A 16,785-nucleotide genomic window follows, 5' to 3' on the forward strand; every position below is an offset into this window, starting at 1 on the left:
CCGCGCTACTTGAGGGAGTCTTGCAAGACGAAATCGCCGTCCTTCACGGCGAGGATCACGAATCCGCCGTTGCTCAGGGTGTGTTCGGGGGTGAACTTCAGGGGGCCCGAGAAGATCGCGAAGCCGCTCAGGCCTTCGAGCGCTGCGGTGATCTTGTCCCCGTCGGCGCTGCCGGCCTTCTTGACGGCCTCGGCGGCGACTCGCACGGCGTCGTAGGACTGGGTGGAGTACGGACCCGGTGGGGAGCCGAACTTCTTCTCGTAGGAGGCGATCCAGCCTTCGGCTCCCGGGGTGGTCTGCGGTGTCTGCGTCATGGTCGCGTAGACGCCCTCGCTGTCGGCGGCACCTGCGATCTTGACGAGCTTGGGGTCGACCGATCCGTCGGCGATGAGGAACTTGCCCTTGTAGCCGGCCTGGCGGAACTGGCGGATGAGCAGACCCCCCTCTTGGTAGTAGCCGGTCCAGTAGATGTAGTCGGGGTTCGACTTCAGCACGCTGGTGACGTTCGGGCTGTAGTCGCTCTCGCCGGGGTTGACCGTCTCCTCGGTGGCCTTGGCCGGTGCGCCCGCCGTGCCCAGGCGGGCGGCCGTGAGGTCGGCGATGTCTTTGGAGTAGCTGGTGTTGTCGTCGATGACGGCGACTTTCTTGGCCCCGTCCTTGGTCAGCCAGTCGACGGCGGCGGCAGCCTGCTGGCTTCCGGTCCCGTTGAGGAGGAAGACGTGTCTCAGGCGCTGGGCGACGAGTTCATTGGAGTTGGCCGCTGGGATGATCATGGGGATCTTCCGCTTGTCGAAGATCGGCAGCGTGGGCAGCGTCGCGCCGGAACAGTAGCCGCCGACCGAGACCGTCGCGCCGGCAGCGACGATCTTGTTGGCTGCCGCGACCGCGGTCTTGGGATCGCAGGCGTCGTCCTCCACCTGCAGACGCAGCTTCCGGCCGAGCACGCCGCCCGCGGCGTTGACCTCGTCGACAGCGAGCTGTGCGCCGTTCTTCATGGAGGGACCGACGTCCGCGCTGCTTCCCGACAGTGGGACGTGCATGCCCAGGACGAGCGGGCCTTCGCCACCGCCGCCCGCTCCGCCGCCGAGCAGTCCGTTGCAGGCGGTGGTGGACAGCGCGACCGTCGTGAGGACCAAGGTCAGTGCCGGGAGGCGGGATCTGCGGAAGGCGGAGGACCGAGCGGTGACGTGTCTGTTCACGGGTGCTCCAGGGGGAGTCATTGCCGGGGAGAGGGTGTGGCGGGGATGCGGGACAAGCCAGGCGGGAGCCGGGTGGCGAGAACTCGCCCCATGTGATGTGTGATATTGCACTGTGTGGGTGCCCGGTTGGTCAAGAGGTGAGAGCGAACGCAATCCGCCGAACCCGGCCCGGATGATCACAGGCGTGAGCTGGGCGCAGGCCCGACGGCCTCATCGACCGCCCCGGTGACGGCTGCACGAACGGCTACGGCGTGCGCCCCGCCGCAGCAGTACGACACGCCGCCGGGCGGATGACAGTTCAGGTGTTTTCGCGACAGGCCGTCAAGTGAGCCTGCGGTGCCGCGCCTTTCCACCTCCGACCCTGTCCGCCTTCATCTCGGCAGGTCGAAATTCAGGAGGCGTATTGCCGTGACCGGGACCCGGTAGTACGGTGCGTCCACTCAACCACGGGTTCGGATAGCGCCGGGGCGACCCCGTGGCTGGTTGTACACGTGCGGACGTCACCCGCAACAACAGCCTTCTCATGAACCGGAGGGTGGCTTCGGCCGGCCTTCCCCTGCGTCGAACGCCGATCTCGACTCGGCCTCCCCGCCTGCCGTCCGAGCGGCCACGCTCCAACGACAGGCCGGATCTTCCGCGTCTCCCTGCCTGGTGACCGTCCAAGCGCAGGACTGCGCGCGACTCCTGGAGCTCGTGGGAGCCGCGGACGGAAACCAGATCCCCCATCCCCCATCCCCCTGGAGGGGTCCCCCATGCCCAACTCACGCATGCCCGTCCGTAGAGGGCGAAGCTCGCGTTCGCTGCCTTCCCTGCACCTGATGGTCCTGGCCACCCTGCTCGCGGTGCTCTCGCTGCTCGCCGTCCCCTCCCATCGCGCCCTCGCATACAACGGGAGCACCTCATCCTGCGCCCTGCAAGGAACCATCGCGGGGCGGCACGTGGGGCAGCAGACCGATTACACCCAGTACCAACAGCCGGGGCAGCAGATCGACGTGGGGGTGGTCTACGTCGACTTCCCCGATGCCGCCGGGGCCGGGAACGTCGCCGACTACCACAACACCCTGTCTCCTGCGGCCGACTGGATGTGGAAGGCCTCGTACGGCCACACCTGGCTGAGCATGCAGGCGCCGTTGAACCAGTGGGTACGGATGCCGTCGAACTCCAACAGCTACGGCTTCCCGAACAGCCCGACCTACGCACAACACAGCCAGTACGTGAGGGACGCACTCCAGGCGGCCGCCAATGCCGGCGCCAACCTGGCGGCGTACGACATGTTCTACATCATCCCGACCAGCAACTCGTGGATCAACCGCTCCACCGCCTGGGACTGGTGGCCCAGCAACCCCGGCAACGTCCGCATCAACGGCACGACGGTCAAGTGGGCCGTCACCTTCGGCACGGACATGTGGACCTGGAACACCCGCCATCTGGTCGCAGCCCACGAAACCTCCCACACCTTCGGGTGGCCCGACCTCTACGCCTCGAGCGGTAGCCAGCACCGCTACGTGGGCGGCTGGGACGTCATGGGCAACATCAACGGCCGGGGGCCGCAGTTCTTCGGCTGGATGAGCTGGAAGAACGGCTGGATCACGGACGCCCAGGTCACCTGCGTCCACCAGGCGAAGACCCAGAACACCGTCGCGCTGACCGCGGTGGAGTACACGGGTGGCAGCAAACTCCTGGTCGTCCGCACCAGCGCCACCACCGCCATCGTCGCCGAGTCCAGACGGGCCGCCCACAACGACCCCAGCCCCTGCGCCACCGGCGTGGTCATCTACAAGGTCAACACTGCCGTGGCGTCCGGCAACGGCCCCGTTCAGGTGGTGACCAACCCCAACTCCGCCGCACCCCCGGCAGGCTGCACCGCCATGGACATGGCCTGGACAGCGGGTCAGAGCTACTACGACGCCGCCGGCAACGTAACGTTCAACATCCAGTCCTCGGGGGCCTACGGTGACACGGTGAACGCCGTCAAGTGGTGACCCCACGGGTGCTCACCCGGGGTGGTGTGGAGGTGCGGCTCGCGCCACCGCACCACCCCCGCGAACCCGAGGTTCACGCGGTCCGCACTCAGCGTGTGGGGCGCCGTACGTTCAGTGGCCGGCGGGCCCGGACGCCGGCCTCGTTCTTCCCGCCATACCCATCCTTCGGCCACCGGGATGGGGGCCGGTACGCATTGATACCGCGGTGATCGACGGTGTGTGCTGGAGGCAGAGCCGGGCCGGCGCAGACCGTCCTCCGGCATCCATCGAGATGGAGGCAGACGTGGACCCTCGCGATCTTGGGAGCGGATGGACCGTAGCGGCGGGCTACCTGCGCTGCTACCCCGGCGACATGTGGAACATGGCGGTCCACCGCCAGGCACTGCTGCGGCACGCCGCGCACTCCCGGCTGCCGGAGCCGCACATCTACGTGGACAACGGCAGACCGTCGCGCGGACCGCTGCCTCAGCGGACGCGGCTGCTCGATCTGATCTCCCACGGTTACTACCAGGTCCTGATCATTCCCGGGCCGTTCGTCCTTTCCTTGGACGACGTGGCCGCACGGGGGACGATCCGATGGATCAGGGCACAGGGATGCGAGGTGCTGGAGCTGCCTGCCGACCGCCTGGGACGGGCCGAAGGCGAAGGCGGCCCCGCAGCCGAACCCTTCCTGCCCCAGGCCCGCGAAGGTGACCATGCCGTCGAAGCATCCGTGCCGCGGTTCGTGGGATGACACCGCTCGAACACGTCTCGGACGTCGCTCTGCTCCAGATTGCAAGGGTTTGCTCAGGTATGAGAGGTGGGGATACCGTGACTGCGACCAGGGACTGGGCACCGCCGAGGAATCCGGCGCGGTGCCGCGAGTCCGCGAGGCAGGCGGTCTTCCATGGCGCTCCGTTTCGATCACCCGGACACTGACTCCGGCGGAGAGCTGCCCTTCGTCGGTCGCCGACGGGAGCTGGAGCTCCTGCTCGACGCCATGCGCCGGCCCCCTGCGGTCGTCATGGTCGAGGGGGAGGCCGGCATGGGCAAGTCCCGTCTGGTCCACGAAGCCACCGCAGCACTCTCCGCCGAGGGCGGGCGGGTACTGACCGGGCTCTGCCACCCGCTGCGTGAGCCCTTCCCGTTCGGACCCGTGGTGGACGCCCTGCGCCGCGTCGGCCCATGGCTCCCGCCCGTCGGCAAGATCCCTCCGACCGCGGGTGCCCTGGTTCCGCTGCTGCCGGACCTGTCGGACCGGTTGCCGCCCCCGCTCCCCCGCCCCCCTGACCTCAGCGCCGAGAAGTACCAACTCGTCCAGGCAGCGCGCACGGTGCTCGGGGCTTTGAGCCCGGCGGTGCTGGTCGTCGAGGACGTGCACTGGATCGACCAGGCAACTCGGGAGCTGCTCCTGCTCCTCGCCCGTGACCTGCCCGAACAGCTCACCCTCGTCCTCACCTACCGCGGCGAGGACCTGCCCGACCACGCACCCGTGCTCGGAGCCGCCTACCGCCGACCGCCCGGTACCGGCGGTGCCGAGATCCACCTGACCCCCCTGTCCGAGTGCGATGTCCGGCAGCTGGCCGCCGCGGCCCTTGGTGCGCAGGCCGCCGCGGCGGTGGGCAAGGTGCTTTACCAGCGCAGCGCAGGTCTGCCGTTGGTCGCCGAGGAGGACCTGATCACCCTTGCCGGTCACGGCCGGTACGCCGACTTCGCCACCGTCGGCGACTACGTCACCGAACTGCAGCACGCCGAGGTGCCCAGGGAACTGCAGGAAGCGGTCACCGAGCGTCTGGCGGGACTGTCACCGCCGGGAGTGGCGGTCCTGGAAGCAGCGGCCGTGGTCGCGGTTCCCGCGACGGAAGCCCTTCTCTCCCAGGTCAGCGGCCTCGAAACCGAGGACGGCGCCCGAGGGCTCACCGAGGCCTTGGAATCCCGCGTCCTGCGCGAGAGCGGCGCGACCCGCTACGGGTTCCGGCACGTCCTCGCCCAGCAGGTCGTCTACCAGCACATTCCCGGCCCTCGGCGGGACCGACTGCACCAGCGGGCGATCGAAGCCCTGCGGGCACTGTCGCCGCCCCCGCTGGTTCAGATCGCGCACCACACCCTGGCGCTCGGCGATCGGGAGAGCTGGCTCCAAGAGGCGGAGGCCGCCGCCGATCAGGCCGTCACCCTGGGTGACGACGGCACGGCGGCAGCCCTTCTGCACCGGATCCTCACGGAAGAGTGGACCGACTCCGGCCTGCGCAGCCGGGCCGCACTGGCCCTGGCCCGCATAGCCGTCAACGCGGTGGACTACACCGAGAGCGCCGCAGTCCTGCGCCGCATCCTCGCCGATGCGCAGCTGCCGACCACGGTGCGCGGCGAGATCCGGCTCAGTCTCGGGATCCTCATCGTGCACCACGCCGGCGACCGTGCCGGGTGCCGGGAACTGGAGGAGGCCGTCGAGGAGCTGGCCGACAATCCGGAGGCTGCCTGCCGCGCCATGGCCGTGCTCGCCACCAACGAGCAGGACGGCGCCTCCGAGCAGGCCCACACGTGGATGGAGCGGGCGCACGACGCACTGCGGGGCAGCTCCGACGCGGCCGCCCGGGCGGCGCTCGACGTCACCCGGCTCACCGTCATGGCCAGGGACGGCAACCCCTCCGTATGGGGGCTCGTGGAAGAACTGCCGCGCCACTCCGACGATCCGGCCGTCCTGCGCCAGACAACGCGCGCCCTCTTCAACGTCGGTGAGATCGCCATCGAACTCGGGCACACCGAAAGGGCCGCCGCTCTGCTGGAGGAGAGCCGGAAACTCGCCCAGCACGTCGGGTATCCGCGGGCGGAGTGCTACAGCCGCACCGCCCAACTACGCCTGGACGGGCTCGCCGGGCACTGGGCCGGTCTCGAGGAACGGTTCTCGGCCCTCGGCGCGCAGTTCCCCTACATCGCCATGGCCACCGCGGAGCAGGCCCTGACCTGCGGCCTGCTGGCAGCCTCTACCGGGCAACGCGCCCGCGCCCTGGAGCTGTTCAGTGCCGCTGCCGCCTATGGAGACAGGGAGTGCCAGGTCACGTCGGCGGTCCGCGCGGCTGCCGGGATCGCCTCGGTCCGACTCGCCGAAGGAGAGCCGGAAGCGGCCTGGGCAGCCGCCACACCCGCCGTGGAAGCCATGCGCAGAGCCCGTGCATGGGCCAGGAGCAACGGCCTGATTCCCACCGCGGTCGCGACGGCCCTGGCCCGCGGCCGGCGCCGGGAGGCCGAGGGTCTCACCGCCGATGCCGAACGCGGCATGCAGGGCCGGGACGCGCCCGCCGCCACCGCCGACATCCACCTCGCCCGCGGCTTCCTGCTGCAGGACGCTGATCCCGCTGCAGCGGCCAGGCACTTCGAGTCCGCCCGCCGACTCTGGGACGGCATGAACCGTCCGTACGACGTCGCTCGTGCCTCGGAGCTGCATGCGCGGGCGCTCGCCCGCACCGACCCGGGCCAGGTCGCCGAAGCTCTCTCCCGGGCCATGGAGATCTACTGCCGTCTCGGCGCCACGCTCGACGCGGCACGCTGCCGGCACGTGCTGCGGGAGCTGGGACTGGCCCGCCCCTCACTGCCCGGCCGCCGTGGCTATGGGGACCGGCTCTCGCCGCGCGAGCAGGAGGTCGCCCGCATGCTCGCCGAAGGGGCAACGAACCGGGAGATCGCCGAGGCCCTGTTCCTCTCGCCCCGGACCGTGGAACACCACGTCGCCCGCACACTCAAGAAACTGGGTGTCACGAGGCATGACGTCCACGCCGGCATCCACGACATCTTGGCTCGCAAAGCTGACGAGGTATCGCCGAGGTAAGGCCCAGCGACGGACACCGTGACCGCTGGGCGGATGGACTCCGACGGTCCTCCCCGTCGCGCTCTTGGCGTGATCAGCCCGGCCACGCGGACGAGGCGGCCGGGGACGAGGGTCCGCCGCGCGGTCATTCGGGGCGGGCGGTGGGTGCGTCGTCCCAGGCCAGCGAGGACATCTTCCATCCTGACGGGGTCCGGACGAACTGAGTGGTCTTGTGGCCGGAGCCCTCGAACCACACGCCGTTGTGGTAGCCGGACTTGCGGTATTCGCTGAACCGGTGCGCGATGGATCCGAAGATCTCGGTCCGCTCGGCGACCTCCCATTCGGAGAATTCCGTCAGCGTCCCGTCGGTGAGCATCTTCTGCCGGGGCTCGATGAACGCGTCGAGGTCATAGATCACGGGCTCGTCCCCGACGTTCGCGATGATCCGGCCCTCGGGGATGAAGACGTCGCGGATGACGCCGAGGTCCGGCCGGCGGTCGCCGGTGTTGGTGAAAGCACCGACGAACACGCCCATCAGCCGGTCCAGCTCGGCCCGGACGCCCCGGACTCCGGAAGCGGACGCTTCCCCCAGAGGCGGCCATTCTTCGGAGAGTACCGACCAGACTTCGCTGTCGTGCCGCACACCTCGGTACGGATAACGCTTCCGCAGCACGCCCTCACGGGTCATGCCCAGCCGACGCGCGGCGTCGATGCTGCGGGTGTTGCCCGGCGTGGCCCACCATTCGACGCGGCTCATCCCGCGTTCCCGGAAGGCCCGGTCGATCAGTGCCCGGCAGGCCTGGGTGACCAGGCCCCGTCCCTCCCCGGCCGACTCCAGCCAGCACCCGATCTCACAGACCCCGGAGGCGCTGTCGAAGCGGGTGAACATGACACCCCCGACCAGCGTGCCGTCCAGCCAGATGCCGTAGATACCGCCGGTGTCCGTGGCCAGCCGGTCGGCATATCGCTGGAGCGTGGCCGTGGCCGAGTCGAGGTCTGTACTGAACGTCGCCCAGGGAATCCACGGGTCCACGGAGGCCCGGGCGCGGTCGATGTGGGCGAGGAACTCCGGTGCCTGCCAGGGCTCCAGGGGGCGGAGCTGAGCATGGTCGCCGAGCGGCAAGGTGAACATGGAAGTCTCGCTCTCTGGTGCGTAACAAGCGTTCGGTACGTAGGATGGCAGTATGCCGCCTGCACCCGGAGACCGTGAAGCCCGCCGCAAGGACGTATCCGAGGCGGTGTGGCAGGTCCTCGCCGACAAGGGGTTCGGGGGGCTGACCCTGCGTGCCGTCGCTGCTGCGATGGGGGTCTCGACCGGGATGCTCATGCACTACTTCCCGACCAAACGGGCCCTGATCACCCACGCCCTGGACCTGCTGGAGAAGCGCACCGCAGAGCGTCCCCGCCGCGCGCGTCCCGCCGTGGGGCTCGCCACCGTGCGGGCCATGCTGCTGGACATCCTGCCGCTGACCCCGGGCGACATCGCCCGCAACCGCATCTGGGTCAGTTCATGGGACCTCTCCCTCGCCGACGACGGGCTGACCACGGAGCAGGCCGATCGCTACACCCGGCTGCGTTCGACGATCCGCCCGCACCTCGAAGCCGCACGCGACCTCGGGGAACTCCCCACCGCGGCGGACCCGGAACACCTCTCGGCCGCCGTCGTCGCTTTCACCCACGGACTCGTCGTCCAGGCCCTGTTCGACCCCGGCCGATTCCCCGAGGACGTACAGATCAGCATGCTCGACGACTTCCTCGCCTCGACCGCGCTGCCGCGCTCCGCCGGCGACGCCAGCTGACCGGTTCACCGAGTGGACGAAGACGAAGGCGCGGGCCAAGCTGCACCCCCTCGTGCTCGATGAGGGCCGAGCCGCAGGAAGGCGACCACCACACCGCGCAGACCGCGCGGTGCGTAGGCCACATCGGCCGGCGATCACCCATCGTCGGGCTCACGCAGCCGGAGCGTCCCGTTGGGTACGCCGACGGTCTGCAGGGGGCGGACGCTCTCGGTGTCTGCGGTGGAGGGCGGGAAGGCCGTGGCGGGCAGCGTCGCGAGCCGGTCCGCGCTGAAGATGTCGGGCGCGAGCTCGGTAAAGTTGACGTCGAAAACTTCACTTCGACCGCGCCAACGCGGTGGGGGAAGACCCTGGGTTCGGTATCGCGATGTCCCAGGCGTGTCGGGGGCCGCGAATGCTGCCGTCCGTGTGCTCGAACGGGAGCGGTTGTCTCCGGGCCTCGTGTCAGTGGCGCTGAGCGTATGGTCCGTGCGCGTTCACGGCACCAAGCGCCGGTGGAGGCAATGGGAGGCCGAGTTCACCTGCCCCTGCTGCGGCGAGGGCTGGGCCCGGGACAAGCTGCAGGAGGCTCTGCTTCTGCTGCCACCGAAGGCCGCCACCGAACTCCGAGTACAGGTCAAACACCTGGACGTGGTTCTACTCAAGCGAACGCACCATGAGCCGCTGGCAGATCCGGATGCGGCGTGGTGGCATCGTAGATGCTGACCGTGTCCGTGCCGCCTCCCGAGTCGCTGCCTCGTGTACGACCGGTAGACGGGATCTCAGAGACGGAGTGGCGTCGTCCAGGACTGGTCCGGCCTTCGGGGCGGCGGGCGCGGCGGGTGAGATCGGCTGGGGCATCTCGGTCGACTCCACCATCGTGCGGGCCCATGTCCGCGAGACCTGGGTCGACGGCGGCTACCGCCAGCACCTCGTCGAGCACGCCGCCACCCTCGGCATCAACGTGCACATCGTCCGTCGCGATCCCACCACCAGGGGATTCGCTGTTCTTCCACGACGTTGGACCGTCGAGAGAACCCTCGCTTGGCGCATGAACCACCGCCGCTCGGCCCGCGACTACGAAGCCAAGCCCCACCGCCCCGAAGCCATGGTGCACCTCGCGTTGATCAACTTCATGAGCCCACTGCCTCACCGGCGAATCCACACGCACTTGGCGCGACACACCACGATATTCCACAGACAAGGGCATACCACCCTGCCGACATGCCTGAGGGTTGCTCCTGCAGGCGCCCCTGCCCATGATCAGTGACATGAGTACGGAAACCGTGGTCGAGAAGACCTGGCGCATGTTGCTGGAGCGCCACCCCGAAGCCCGCCGCGGGGATCCTGAGGTGATCGAAGCCGCGTTCGCAGAGTCGCGCCTGCGCCAGCTGTACCCGTTTCCGGGCCACGGCTGCCTGACCTTCCACCGGAACACAGACTTCCCGTGGAGCAACGACCTTCCCTTCATAGCCGGCGGAGAAAAGTCCTACTCGGTGTACGCCGCCGGCCACGCCGAACTCCTCGGCGAGGTGGCCACACCCCAGGAGGCGGCCGCGCTCGTCGTCGCACACCTCCCGAGCGACTGCGGGGCCGCCGTGGAGGGGCCCTGGCAGGAGTCGGACTCCCCCTGAAACAGACCGGAATGAAGGGGCGAACATCCTCCGAGTCCCGCACCGAAGAGCGGCTCCTCACCCTTGGTCCCGCCGACCCACGATCGGCCGGCGTGACGACGCCGGGCGGAGGGGGCACGTAGCGATGTCGTGGACCCGTCGCTCCCGTCAGACCGAATCGGCCGCCGCAAAGCCTCGGGCCGGGGCGGCCAAGCGGTCGGCGAGCGCGGGCAGCGGCGGCCAGACCGCCGCGTTGTGGGAACCAGCCGTCGGGAAGCGCGCGAGCCCGGCGATGTACAGGTTGTAGAGACCGTGAACCCGCCCGGCCACCTCCGTCACGCCGGCGTGACGGGACTGCGACATCCCCACCGTCCCAAACGTGTGGCAGCAGCCTTCCCAGCGACGTCCGCCGTGCGACCAGCCGACTCGAGGAGGCATCGACGTCATGTCGAAGTGACTGTCCGCGGGGACGACACCTTCCCAGGCCGTGACACATCGAACTGATCAGAGCCCCACGTTCGTCTCTGAGCGGGACCGTGGAGGCGTACGGTCCGTGTGATCAACTCTTTGAGGGACCACTTGAGAGGATGCGGACCGACCGGTCTGCCAGCAGGGGGAGAGAGGTCAACAGACACGCGGCCATCCCGGTCATCAGGACTCCCGTGCGTCCGCCGGCGTCTGCCCAGGCCCCGACCGCGGCGAACGCGACCGGGCGCAGCGGGGCGCCGGCGAGGAGTTCGAGGGCCGAGACCCGACCGAGCAGTGCTTCCGGGACGTCCTTCCCCGGCAGCGGCGCGTGCCGTCATGCCTGATCGTGAGCGTAGCGAGCAGGTCGGCGGCGACGGGCCCATCGGCCCGGGCGAGATCGTCGTCGACCTCGCCGACCTCTCCTTCTGCGACTCCTGCGGCCTCAACGCCCTGCTCCGGGCCATGACCGACACCGACGCGCTCTTCCCGATCACGGACACCTGACCCCGCGACGCCGTACCCGTGGCGCACCGGCCGCGGCCACACCAGGCGGCGTGCACGCGAGTCCCCCGAACGGCCTACGCGCCCCCGCCCCGCGCGGGCGGTGCGGGCTGGTCCGTGTCACGGTGGCAGGGCGACGAGAGGTCCACGCACGCGGGGCCCGGCCGGTCGACGAAGCCCCGGCCGGGCCCCGCAACGGACCCGAGACCGCACCTCCCCGTTCCGGCCCCGATGCCCCATGCCCTTGCCCGCTCTCATCGGCGGGGACCGGGCAAATGACCGGCATCCAGCATGCCCGGACCCACCCCCGACGACCTACGGCTGGAGAACACCGTGCTGGAACGCAAGCAGCTCAAGGGCCGGACCCAGGTCACCTGCGTCCTCCCGTCGGACAATCCGGAGGGGCCGGTCAGCGTCGTCGGGGACGTCAACCACCGCAACCCCGGCGCCCACCGCCTCGAACCCCGAGGCGACGGCGCCCGCGCCGCCCAAGTCCCCCTCCCCGTCCACAGCACGTCTTCCTTCCGCTACCTCGCGGCCGGCGACTACTGGTTCAACGACGAACGCGCCGACAGCCACGACGGCGCCAAGAGCCACAGCCACAGCCACATCCACACCTGACCCGCCCCGGGGCATCACGACACGACGCTGGGGGCGCCCGGGGCCGGCCGGCGGCCGTGTGCCCGCCGATCTGGGCCGGCCGGCGCCTCGGAACCATCCGGCAGCGGTGCTTGGAGTAGGTGGTGGAGTGCCTACGCTCCGCCGCCGATCGCGAGGACCTCGGGGCGGACACGGGGAAGGCCCCAGGGTTCAACGGCTCCGGAGATCAGGTCGGCGGTGAACTGGACCGCGCCGGCGGTGTAGTGCCACCAATCCCCGTTGTGGGAGGCGACAGTGACCTGCCACTCTTCGGGACCGCTGCCCGCGGTGGTCCACAAGAACGTGTCGCCGTCGATCGAGCTACCCCACATCAGCAGGCCGCCGGGGGCCGGGTAGACAGCGAGCAGGTCACCGAGGCCTTCCACGTCGAGGAGGTCAGCCACGTCCTCTCGCTCTTCGAGCACGGCCTGGGCCCATGCTTCTTCCGTTCCGGGCTGCGGGGTGTGAAAGGACATGTAGTCGCCGAATTGCAGGGGCGGGTACTGCTCCGCAAGCAGTTTGAAGTCTGGCGGCAGCGCTGTTCCGAGGGCGGCCTCGGCCGCCACCCAGTCGATGGGGGCCGGCTCGATCCTCCGTAGATCCGCCAGCCCCGGGACCGCTGCCTCCAGCGCCAAGAGCGCCGCGTGCGGGTCGGCCAGCCGCAACACTGCCGTTTGGATGCCTATCACGTCACCGTTCACGGCTGCAGCCTCGCACAGGCCGGCTACGGAATCGCATCCGACCTCCCTGATCCAGGGTCCGCCCGAGGGCTTGCCGACCAGCACGGCGCATGGCCTTCGCCTGCTGCTGGTCGCCCCGTGGTGGCGCGACTGCCAGGCGTTCACGGCCGAGGGCGGGCCGCATGCGGACGGCCATGCTCCGACCGGGGTGGGCATGTCCACGGGAAAGGGTTTGCGCGCGGGCGGGATGCGGGGTTTGAGTTCGTCCGTGACTGCTTTGAATGATCTCGTGCGGCCCGACCGTTACCCGCGTTCTTCCCGCTACGACCCGGCCTGGCTCGTCGGCCTCGACATGGGCCCGAACCCGTTGTGGCTTCTGGAGGACCTGGCCCGGGACCTCGATCTGCGCCCCGGGATGCGGGTCCTCGACCTCGGCTCCGGCAAGGGCGCCACATCGGTCTTTCTCGCCCGGGAGTTCGGGGTGGATGTCGTCGCCGCCGACTGGTGGATACCCGCCGAGGAGGCGGCCGCCGTCTTCACCGAGGCGGGCGTCGGCGACCGGGTGTCCGCGGTACGGGCGGAGGCGCACGCCCTGCCGTTCGAGCCGGCGAGCTTCGACGCGATCGTGAGCATCGATGCGTTCGAGTACTTCGGCACCGCCGACGGCTACCTGCCCTACCTGGCCCATTTCCTTCGCCCAGGCGGCCAACTGGGCATCGCCACCCCCGCCATGACCCGCGAGGTCCGCGAACTCGGCGCGATCCCGTCCCACATCAAACGCGTGGTCGGCTGGGAGGCCATCGCCTGGCACACGGCAGAATGGTGGCGCTTCCAGTGGGAGATCACCGAACTGGTGGACGTCACGTCGGCGCGACTGCAGGAGGACGCCTGGCGGGAGTGGCTGCTGTGGGCGCGGGCGTGCGCCGAGCACCAGCCGGACGGCGAGAAGACCAACCGGCCCGTGATCGACATGCTCACCGAGGACGGCGGGAAACACCTCTCCTTCGCCCTCGTGACCGCCCGCAAGCGGTGAGCGTGAGGCAGCCGCCCCGGCAGTGGCCGACACCCCCTCCCACGAGCGAGCGCCAACCCCTCCGGCCGAGGCAGGCACGGACGCCTCCCAGCCCGAGCCCGGTTCTGCGCTCGGTCTGTTACCGTCGCCTCGGCGCGGAAAACGCGTGAACACGGCTCCGGTCCAGGGAGGTTGATGAATATGGCCGTCAGCGACCTTCCTCAGCATGCCCTTTTCCGGTCCGCCCGCTGAAGCCACGCGACGCGGTCCGGGTCGTTCCAACGACCAGGAGTCACCCGTGCATTCCTCCCTTTCCAAGGGCCTCACCGAACTGACCACCGAGCGGCTCTTCCTGCGCATCTGGACCGCGGCCGAGGTACTCGCCGTCCTCGACTGCGAAGGCAGCGCCCGGCCGGCCGAGTGGGCCGAGGACTTCCCCTCCGAAGGCGACGGCGTCATCGCGAGCATCCTCCGCGACAACCCCGCCTGGCTCGGCACCTACGGCCACAGGCTGATCATCGAGCGGGACGGCGGTATCGTCGTCGGCTCCATCGGCCTGTTCTGGCCACCCTCCGAGGGGGTCCTCGAGCTCGGTTACGGCGTCGTCGCCTCCCGACGCGGCCGGGGCTACGCCACCGAGGCCACCCGGGCGCTCGCCGCCTTCGCCCTCACCGCACCCGGCGTCCACACCGTGACCGCCGGCGTGGAACTGTCGAATCCGGCCTCCGTCCGCGTTCTGGAGAAGGCCGGCTTCGAGCGGTACGACACCACCCCGGCCGAAGACGCCGAAGGCGTGGCCCGCTTCGGAGTCACAGAGCGCGACCTCGGCAAGTAGACACCCGGTGGGCCGGCGGCACCACCGTCGGTCCACCGGCTCCGATCGCCTCGCTCAACCTGCGCCACCCCGTGGCCAGTTGAACCTCTGGCTCGAGCCCCGCTCGTCTCCGCGCCGCGCAAGCTCTCCGGATGAAGCAGAGCGAAGCTGCGGGCGAGCCGCCTGACGGGCACGCCGCCGTCGGGCCGCGCCGTCTGTCGAAACAGGCCCCGTCGGAGTGCTGAGTGCACCGGTGTGGGGTGCCGTGGTCATCCGCTTGCCGGGTAGGCCATTGCCTCCGTTCCCTTGAGTGTCAGGCCGACGTACTCATTGACTGCGTAGGGTGCGATGCCGGGGGGCGTGGGCAGGTCCGGAAGCAAACGAGGGTACTGATGTCGTCGTATACGCCGTCGGAGGGCCCGAGGTCCTCCGGCAGTTCCTCTTTGACCGCCTCGGTCTGCGGGTCGACGAGCCGGTGAAATGTCGACGTTGTTCTTGCTGCGCCCCGTGACGGCAGTAGGTCACGCGTCCACAGGACCCCGCGGTTCACCAGATCGAAGGCGTAGGGGCCGGCCCGACGGGAGGTGTCACACCTCCGGAAAGACCGGGGCGATCCCGAGCGCGGGGGCGATGGCCCCCCAGATCGTCGACCGGGCCGTGGCGAGGTCGACCCGGGGGTCGTCCAGCATCAGACGGATGCCGAGGCCGTCGCAGAGGGCCAGGACCAGCGTGCTGACCGCGGCGACGTCGCACTCGGTGAACTCGCCCGAGTCGATGCCCCGTTCCACGGCTCCGCCGACCCAGGCGTGGAGCTGGTCGTACAGGTCCACGGCGAGGTGACGGGCCGTCTGGTCGCGCTGTGCCCGCACCCACAGCTCCTGCCAGAGCTTCCAGTCCTGGCGCAGATCCGCGTCGCTCGGCAGCATGCTGCGCAGGATGCGGGCCAGGACGACCGAGGCCGGGGCCGTGTCGCCTCCGTCCTCGGTGTCCGTGCCCGTCTGGGCGAAGGAGTGCGTCATGGCCTCGGCGAAGAGCTTCTCGCGGGTGTCGAAGTGGTAGTGCAGCAGCGCCTTCGAAACGCCGGCGTGTTCGGCGACCTTGCGCATGCTGACGTTCTCGAAGCCGATGTCGGCGATGACTTCGCACGCGGCGTTGAGGATGCGCTCGCGCGTCTCCAGTGCACGCTCGGCCTTGGTCACGTTGGCTACTCCCCGTGTCGGCGCCCGCAGGGCAGGTGGGTGGTCGGGTCTGGCTGCCGGCCGCCAGACCCTCATCCTCTCGCATCACGCCCCTCGGCTCCGGCCGTTGGGGCGCGCCGGTCAGGGGTAGGTGTGGAAGCCCCGGCCCGTCTTGCGGCCGAGCAGGCCCGCGTCCACCATCCGGGCCAGCAGCGGTGGCGGGGCGTACAGCGGCTCCCGGTACTCCGCGTACATCGACCGTGCGATGGCCTGTACGGTGTCCAGCCCGATGAGGTCGGCCAGCGCGAGCGGCCCGAGCGGGTGGGCACAGCCCAGGGTCATGCCCCGGTCGATGTCCTCGGCGGAGGCGGTCCGGGACTCCGCCATCCGCACCGCGGCCAGCAGGTACGGCACAAGGAGCCCGTTCACGATGAATCCCGCGCGGTCCTTGGCGCGGACGACGTGTTTGCCCAGGACCTCGGAGGCGAAGGCGTGTGCGCGCCGGGCGGTCCCCTCGTCGGTGAGCAGCGAGGGCACGAGCTCGACCAGGGGGAGCACCGGAACGGGATTGAAGAAGTGGAGGCCGACCACCTGGCCCGGTCGCGAGGTCGCGGCCGCCAGCCGGATGACGGGTATGGAGGAGGTGTTCGTGGCCAGGACGGCGTCCCGGCGCTCCACCACCGCGTCGAGCCGGGCGAACACCTCCAGCTTCGTCCGCTCGTCCTCCGCCACGGCCTCGACCACGAGGTCCCGGTCCGCCATCAGGGTCATGTCCGTGGTCATGGTGATCCGGCCGGCCGCGGCGTCCCGTTCGGCCGTGGTCAGTTTCCCGGTGTCCGCGGCGCGCGCCAGGGAGCGCGTGATCCGCTTCAGGCCTGCGTCCGCGGCCGGCCCGCTCGTCTCCACCACCACGACGTCGCGGTCTGCACGGGCGCAGATCTCGGCGATGCCGGATCCCATCAGGCCGCAGCCCACGATCCCGACCCGTTCCACATCGGTCATCGGTTCTCCCTTCACATGCAGGATTGGTGCCGTACGCGGCGGCGGGGGGGGGGGGGGGGGGGGGGGGGGGGGGGGAGGGGGGGGGGGGGGGGGGGGGGGGGGGGGGGGGGGGGGGGGGTGGTGGGTGGGGTAGGGCTGCGA

Annotated in this window: 15 protein-coding genes and 1 pseudogene; 10 read left to right on the forward strand and 6 right to left on the reverse strand. The window is 70.0% G+C overall.

Features of this window, described 5'->3' with window-relative positions:
* Positions 1 to 5: 5 nt before the first annotated feature.
* Positions 6 to 1,199, reverse strand: coding sequence for a branched-chain amino acid ABC transporter substrate-binding protein (locus ACZ49B_RS22265; protein WP_468308524.1), 1,194 nt, complete (start codon positions 1,197 to 1,199; stop codon positions 6 to 8).
* A gap of 752 nt (positions 1,200 to 1,951) precedes the next feature.
* On the opposite strand from ACZ49B_RS22265, the gene ACZ49B_RS22270 reads away from it, so the two are divergent.
* The 3 genes from ACZ49B_RS22270 to ACZ49B_RS22280 all read left to right on the forward strand — a co-directional run bounded on the left by ACZ49B_RS22270 (position 1,952) and on the right by ACZ49B_RS22280 (position 6,983).
* The gene (locus ACZ49B_RS22270; protein WP_468308527.1) at positions 1,952 to 3,181 is read left to right on the forward strand and encodes a M6 family metalloprotease domain-containing protein; all 1,230 of its coding nucleotides are present in this window, start codon (positions 1,952 to 1,954) and stop codon (positions 3,179 to 3,181) included.
* 283 nt (positions 3,182 to 3,464) lie between these two features.
* Complete coding sequence (locus tag ACZ49B_RS22275) at positions 3,465 to 3,914, forward strand: hypothetical protein (RefSeq protein ID WP_468308529.1); 450 nt, start codon at positions 3,465 to 3,467, stop codon at positions 3,912 to 3,914.
* Positions 3,915 to 4,067: 153 nt separating this feature from the next.
* Positions 4,068 to 6,983 (forward strand): ATP-binding protein, encoded by a 2,916-nt coding sequence (locus ACZ49B_RS22280; RefSeq protein WP_468308531.1) that lies wholly within the window; start codon positions 4,068 to 4,070, stop codon positions 6,981 to 6,983.
* Positions 6,984 to 7,107: 124 nt separating this feature from the next.
* Here the strand turns inward: ACZ49B_RS22280 and ACZ49B_RS22285 are convergent, their stop codons facing one another.
* Entirely contained in the window at positions 7,108 to 8,094 is a 987-nt protein-coding gene (locus ACZ49B_RS22285) for a GNAT family N-acetyltransferase (protein WP_468308534.1), read from the reverse strand.
* 52 nt (positions 8,095 to 8,146) lie between these two features.
* Between ACZ49B_RS22285 and ACZ49B_RS22290 the strand changes: the two genes are divergently transcribed.
* The 3 genes and pseudogenes from ACZ49B_RS22290 (at position 8,147) to ACZ49B_RS22300 (ending at position 10,371) form a co-directional block, all read left to right on the forward strand.
* Entirely contained in the window at positions 8,147 to 8,761 is a 615-nt protein-coding gene (locus tag ACZ49B_RS22290; RefSeq protein WP_468308536.1) for a TetR/AcrR family transcriptional regulator, read from the forward strand.
* Positions 8,762 to 9,629: 868 nt separating this feature from the next.
* A pseudogene (locus ACZ49B_RS22295) lies at positions 9,630 to 9,969 on the forward strand (IS5 family transposase); the annotation flags it as partial.
* A gap of 39 nt (positions 9,970 to 10,008) precedes the next feature.
* Positions 10,009 to 10,371 carry a DUF6193 family natural product biosynthesis protein gene (locus tag ACZ49B_RS22300; RefSeq protein WP_468308538.1) on the forward strand — a complete coding sequence of 121 codons (363 nt, stop codon included), beginning with the start codon at positions 10,009 to 10,011 and terminating at the stop codon, positions 10,369 to 10,371.
* Between the two features lie 147 nt (positions 10,372 to 10,518).
* On the opposite strand, the gene ACZ49B_RS22305 is transcribed toward ACZ49B_RS22300, so the two are convergent.
* A complete protein-coding gene (locus ACZ49B_RS22305; RefSeq protein WP_468308541.1) occupies positions 10,519 to 10,797 on the reverse strand; it encodes a GMC oxidoreductase in 279 nt (92 codons plus the stop codon).
* 357 nt (positions 10,798 to 11,154) lie between these two features.
* Between ACZ49B_RS22305 and ACZ49B_RS22310 the strand changes: the two genes are divergently transcribed.
* Both ACZ49B_RS22310 and ACZ49B_RS22315 read left to right on the forward strand, forming a co-directional pair.
* On the forward strand, positions 11,155 to 11,322 hold the full coding sequence (locus ACZ49B_RS22310; protein ID WP_468308543.1) for a hypothetical protein: 168 nt from the start codon (positions 11,155 to 11,157) through the stop codon (positions 11,320 to 11,322).
* Between the two features lie 288 nt (positions 11,323 to 11,610).
* Positions 11,611 to 11,940: an early set domain-containing protein gene (locus ACZ49B_RS22315; RefSeq protein ID WP_468308545.1), complete on the forward strand. Its 330-nt coding sequence runs from the start codon at positions 11,611 to 11,613 to the stop codon at positions 11,938 to 11,940.
* A gap of 131 nt (positions 11,941 to 12,071) precedes the next feature.
* Here the strand turns inward: ACZ49B_RS22315 and ACZ49B_RS22320 are convergent, their stop codons facing one another.
* Positions 12,072 to 12,659, reverse strand: a complete 588-nt coding sequence (locus tag ACZ49B_RS22320) for an SMI1/KNR4 family protein (RefSeq protein ID WP_468308548.1) — start codon at positions 12,657 to 12,659, stop codon at positions 12,072 to 12,074.
* Positions 12,660 to 12,927: 268 nt separating this feature from the next.
* On the opposite strand from ACZ49B_RS22320, the gene ACZ49B_RS22325 reads away from it, so the two are divergent.
* Both ACZ49B_RS22325 and ACZ49B_RS22330 read left to right on the forward strand, forming a co-directional pair.
* Complete coding sequence (locus ACZ49B_RS22325) at positions 12,928 to 13,671, forward strand: SAM-dependent methyltransferase (protein WP_468308550.1); 744 nt, start codon at positions 12,928 to 12,930, stop codon at positions 13,669 to 13,671.
* A 277-nt stretch (positions 13,672 to 13,948) separates the two neighbouring features.
* Positions 13,949 to 14,485 (forward strand): GNAT family N-acetyltransferase, encoded by a 537-nt coding sequence (locus ACZ49B_RS22330; RefSeq protein WP_468308552.1) that lies wholly within the window; start codon positions 13,949 to 13,951, stop codon positions 14,483 to 14,485.
* Positions 14,486 to 15,051: 566 nt separating this feature from the next.
* Here ACZ49B_RS22330 and ACZ49B_RS22335 read toward each other — a convergent pair.
* Positions 15,052 to 15,663, reverse strand: a complete 612-nt coding sequence (locus tag ACZ49B_RS22335; RefSeq protein ID WP_468308555.1) for a TetR/AcrR family transcriptional regulator — start codon at positions 15,661 to 15,663, stop codon at positions 15,052 to 15,054.
* A gap of 120 nt (positions 15,664 to 15,783) precedes the next feature.
* Positions 15,784 to 16,644 carry a 3-hydroxybutyryl-CoA dehydrogenase gene (locus ACZ49B_RS22340; protein WP_468308556.1) on the reverse strand — a complete coding sequence of 287 codons (861 nt, stop codon included), beginning with the start codon at positions 16,642 to 16,644 and terminating at the stop codon, positions 15,784 to 15,786.
* Positions 16,645 to 16,785 lie beyond the last annotated feature (141 nt).

The sequence above is a fragment of the Streptomyces sp. NPDC031132 genome, assembly GCF_055570595.1.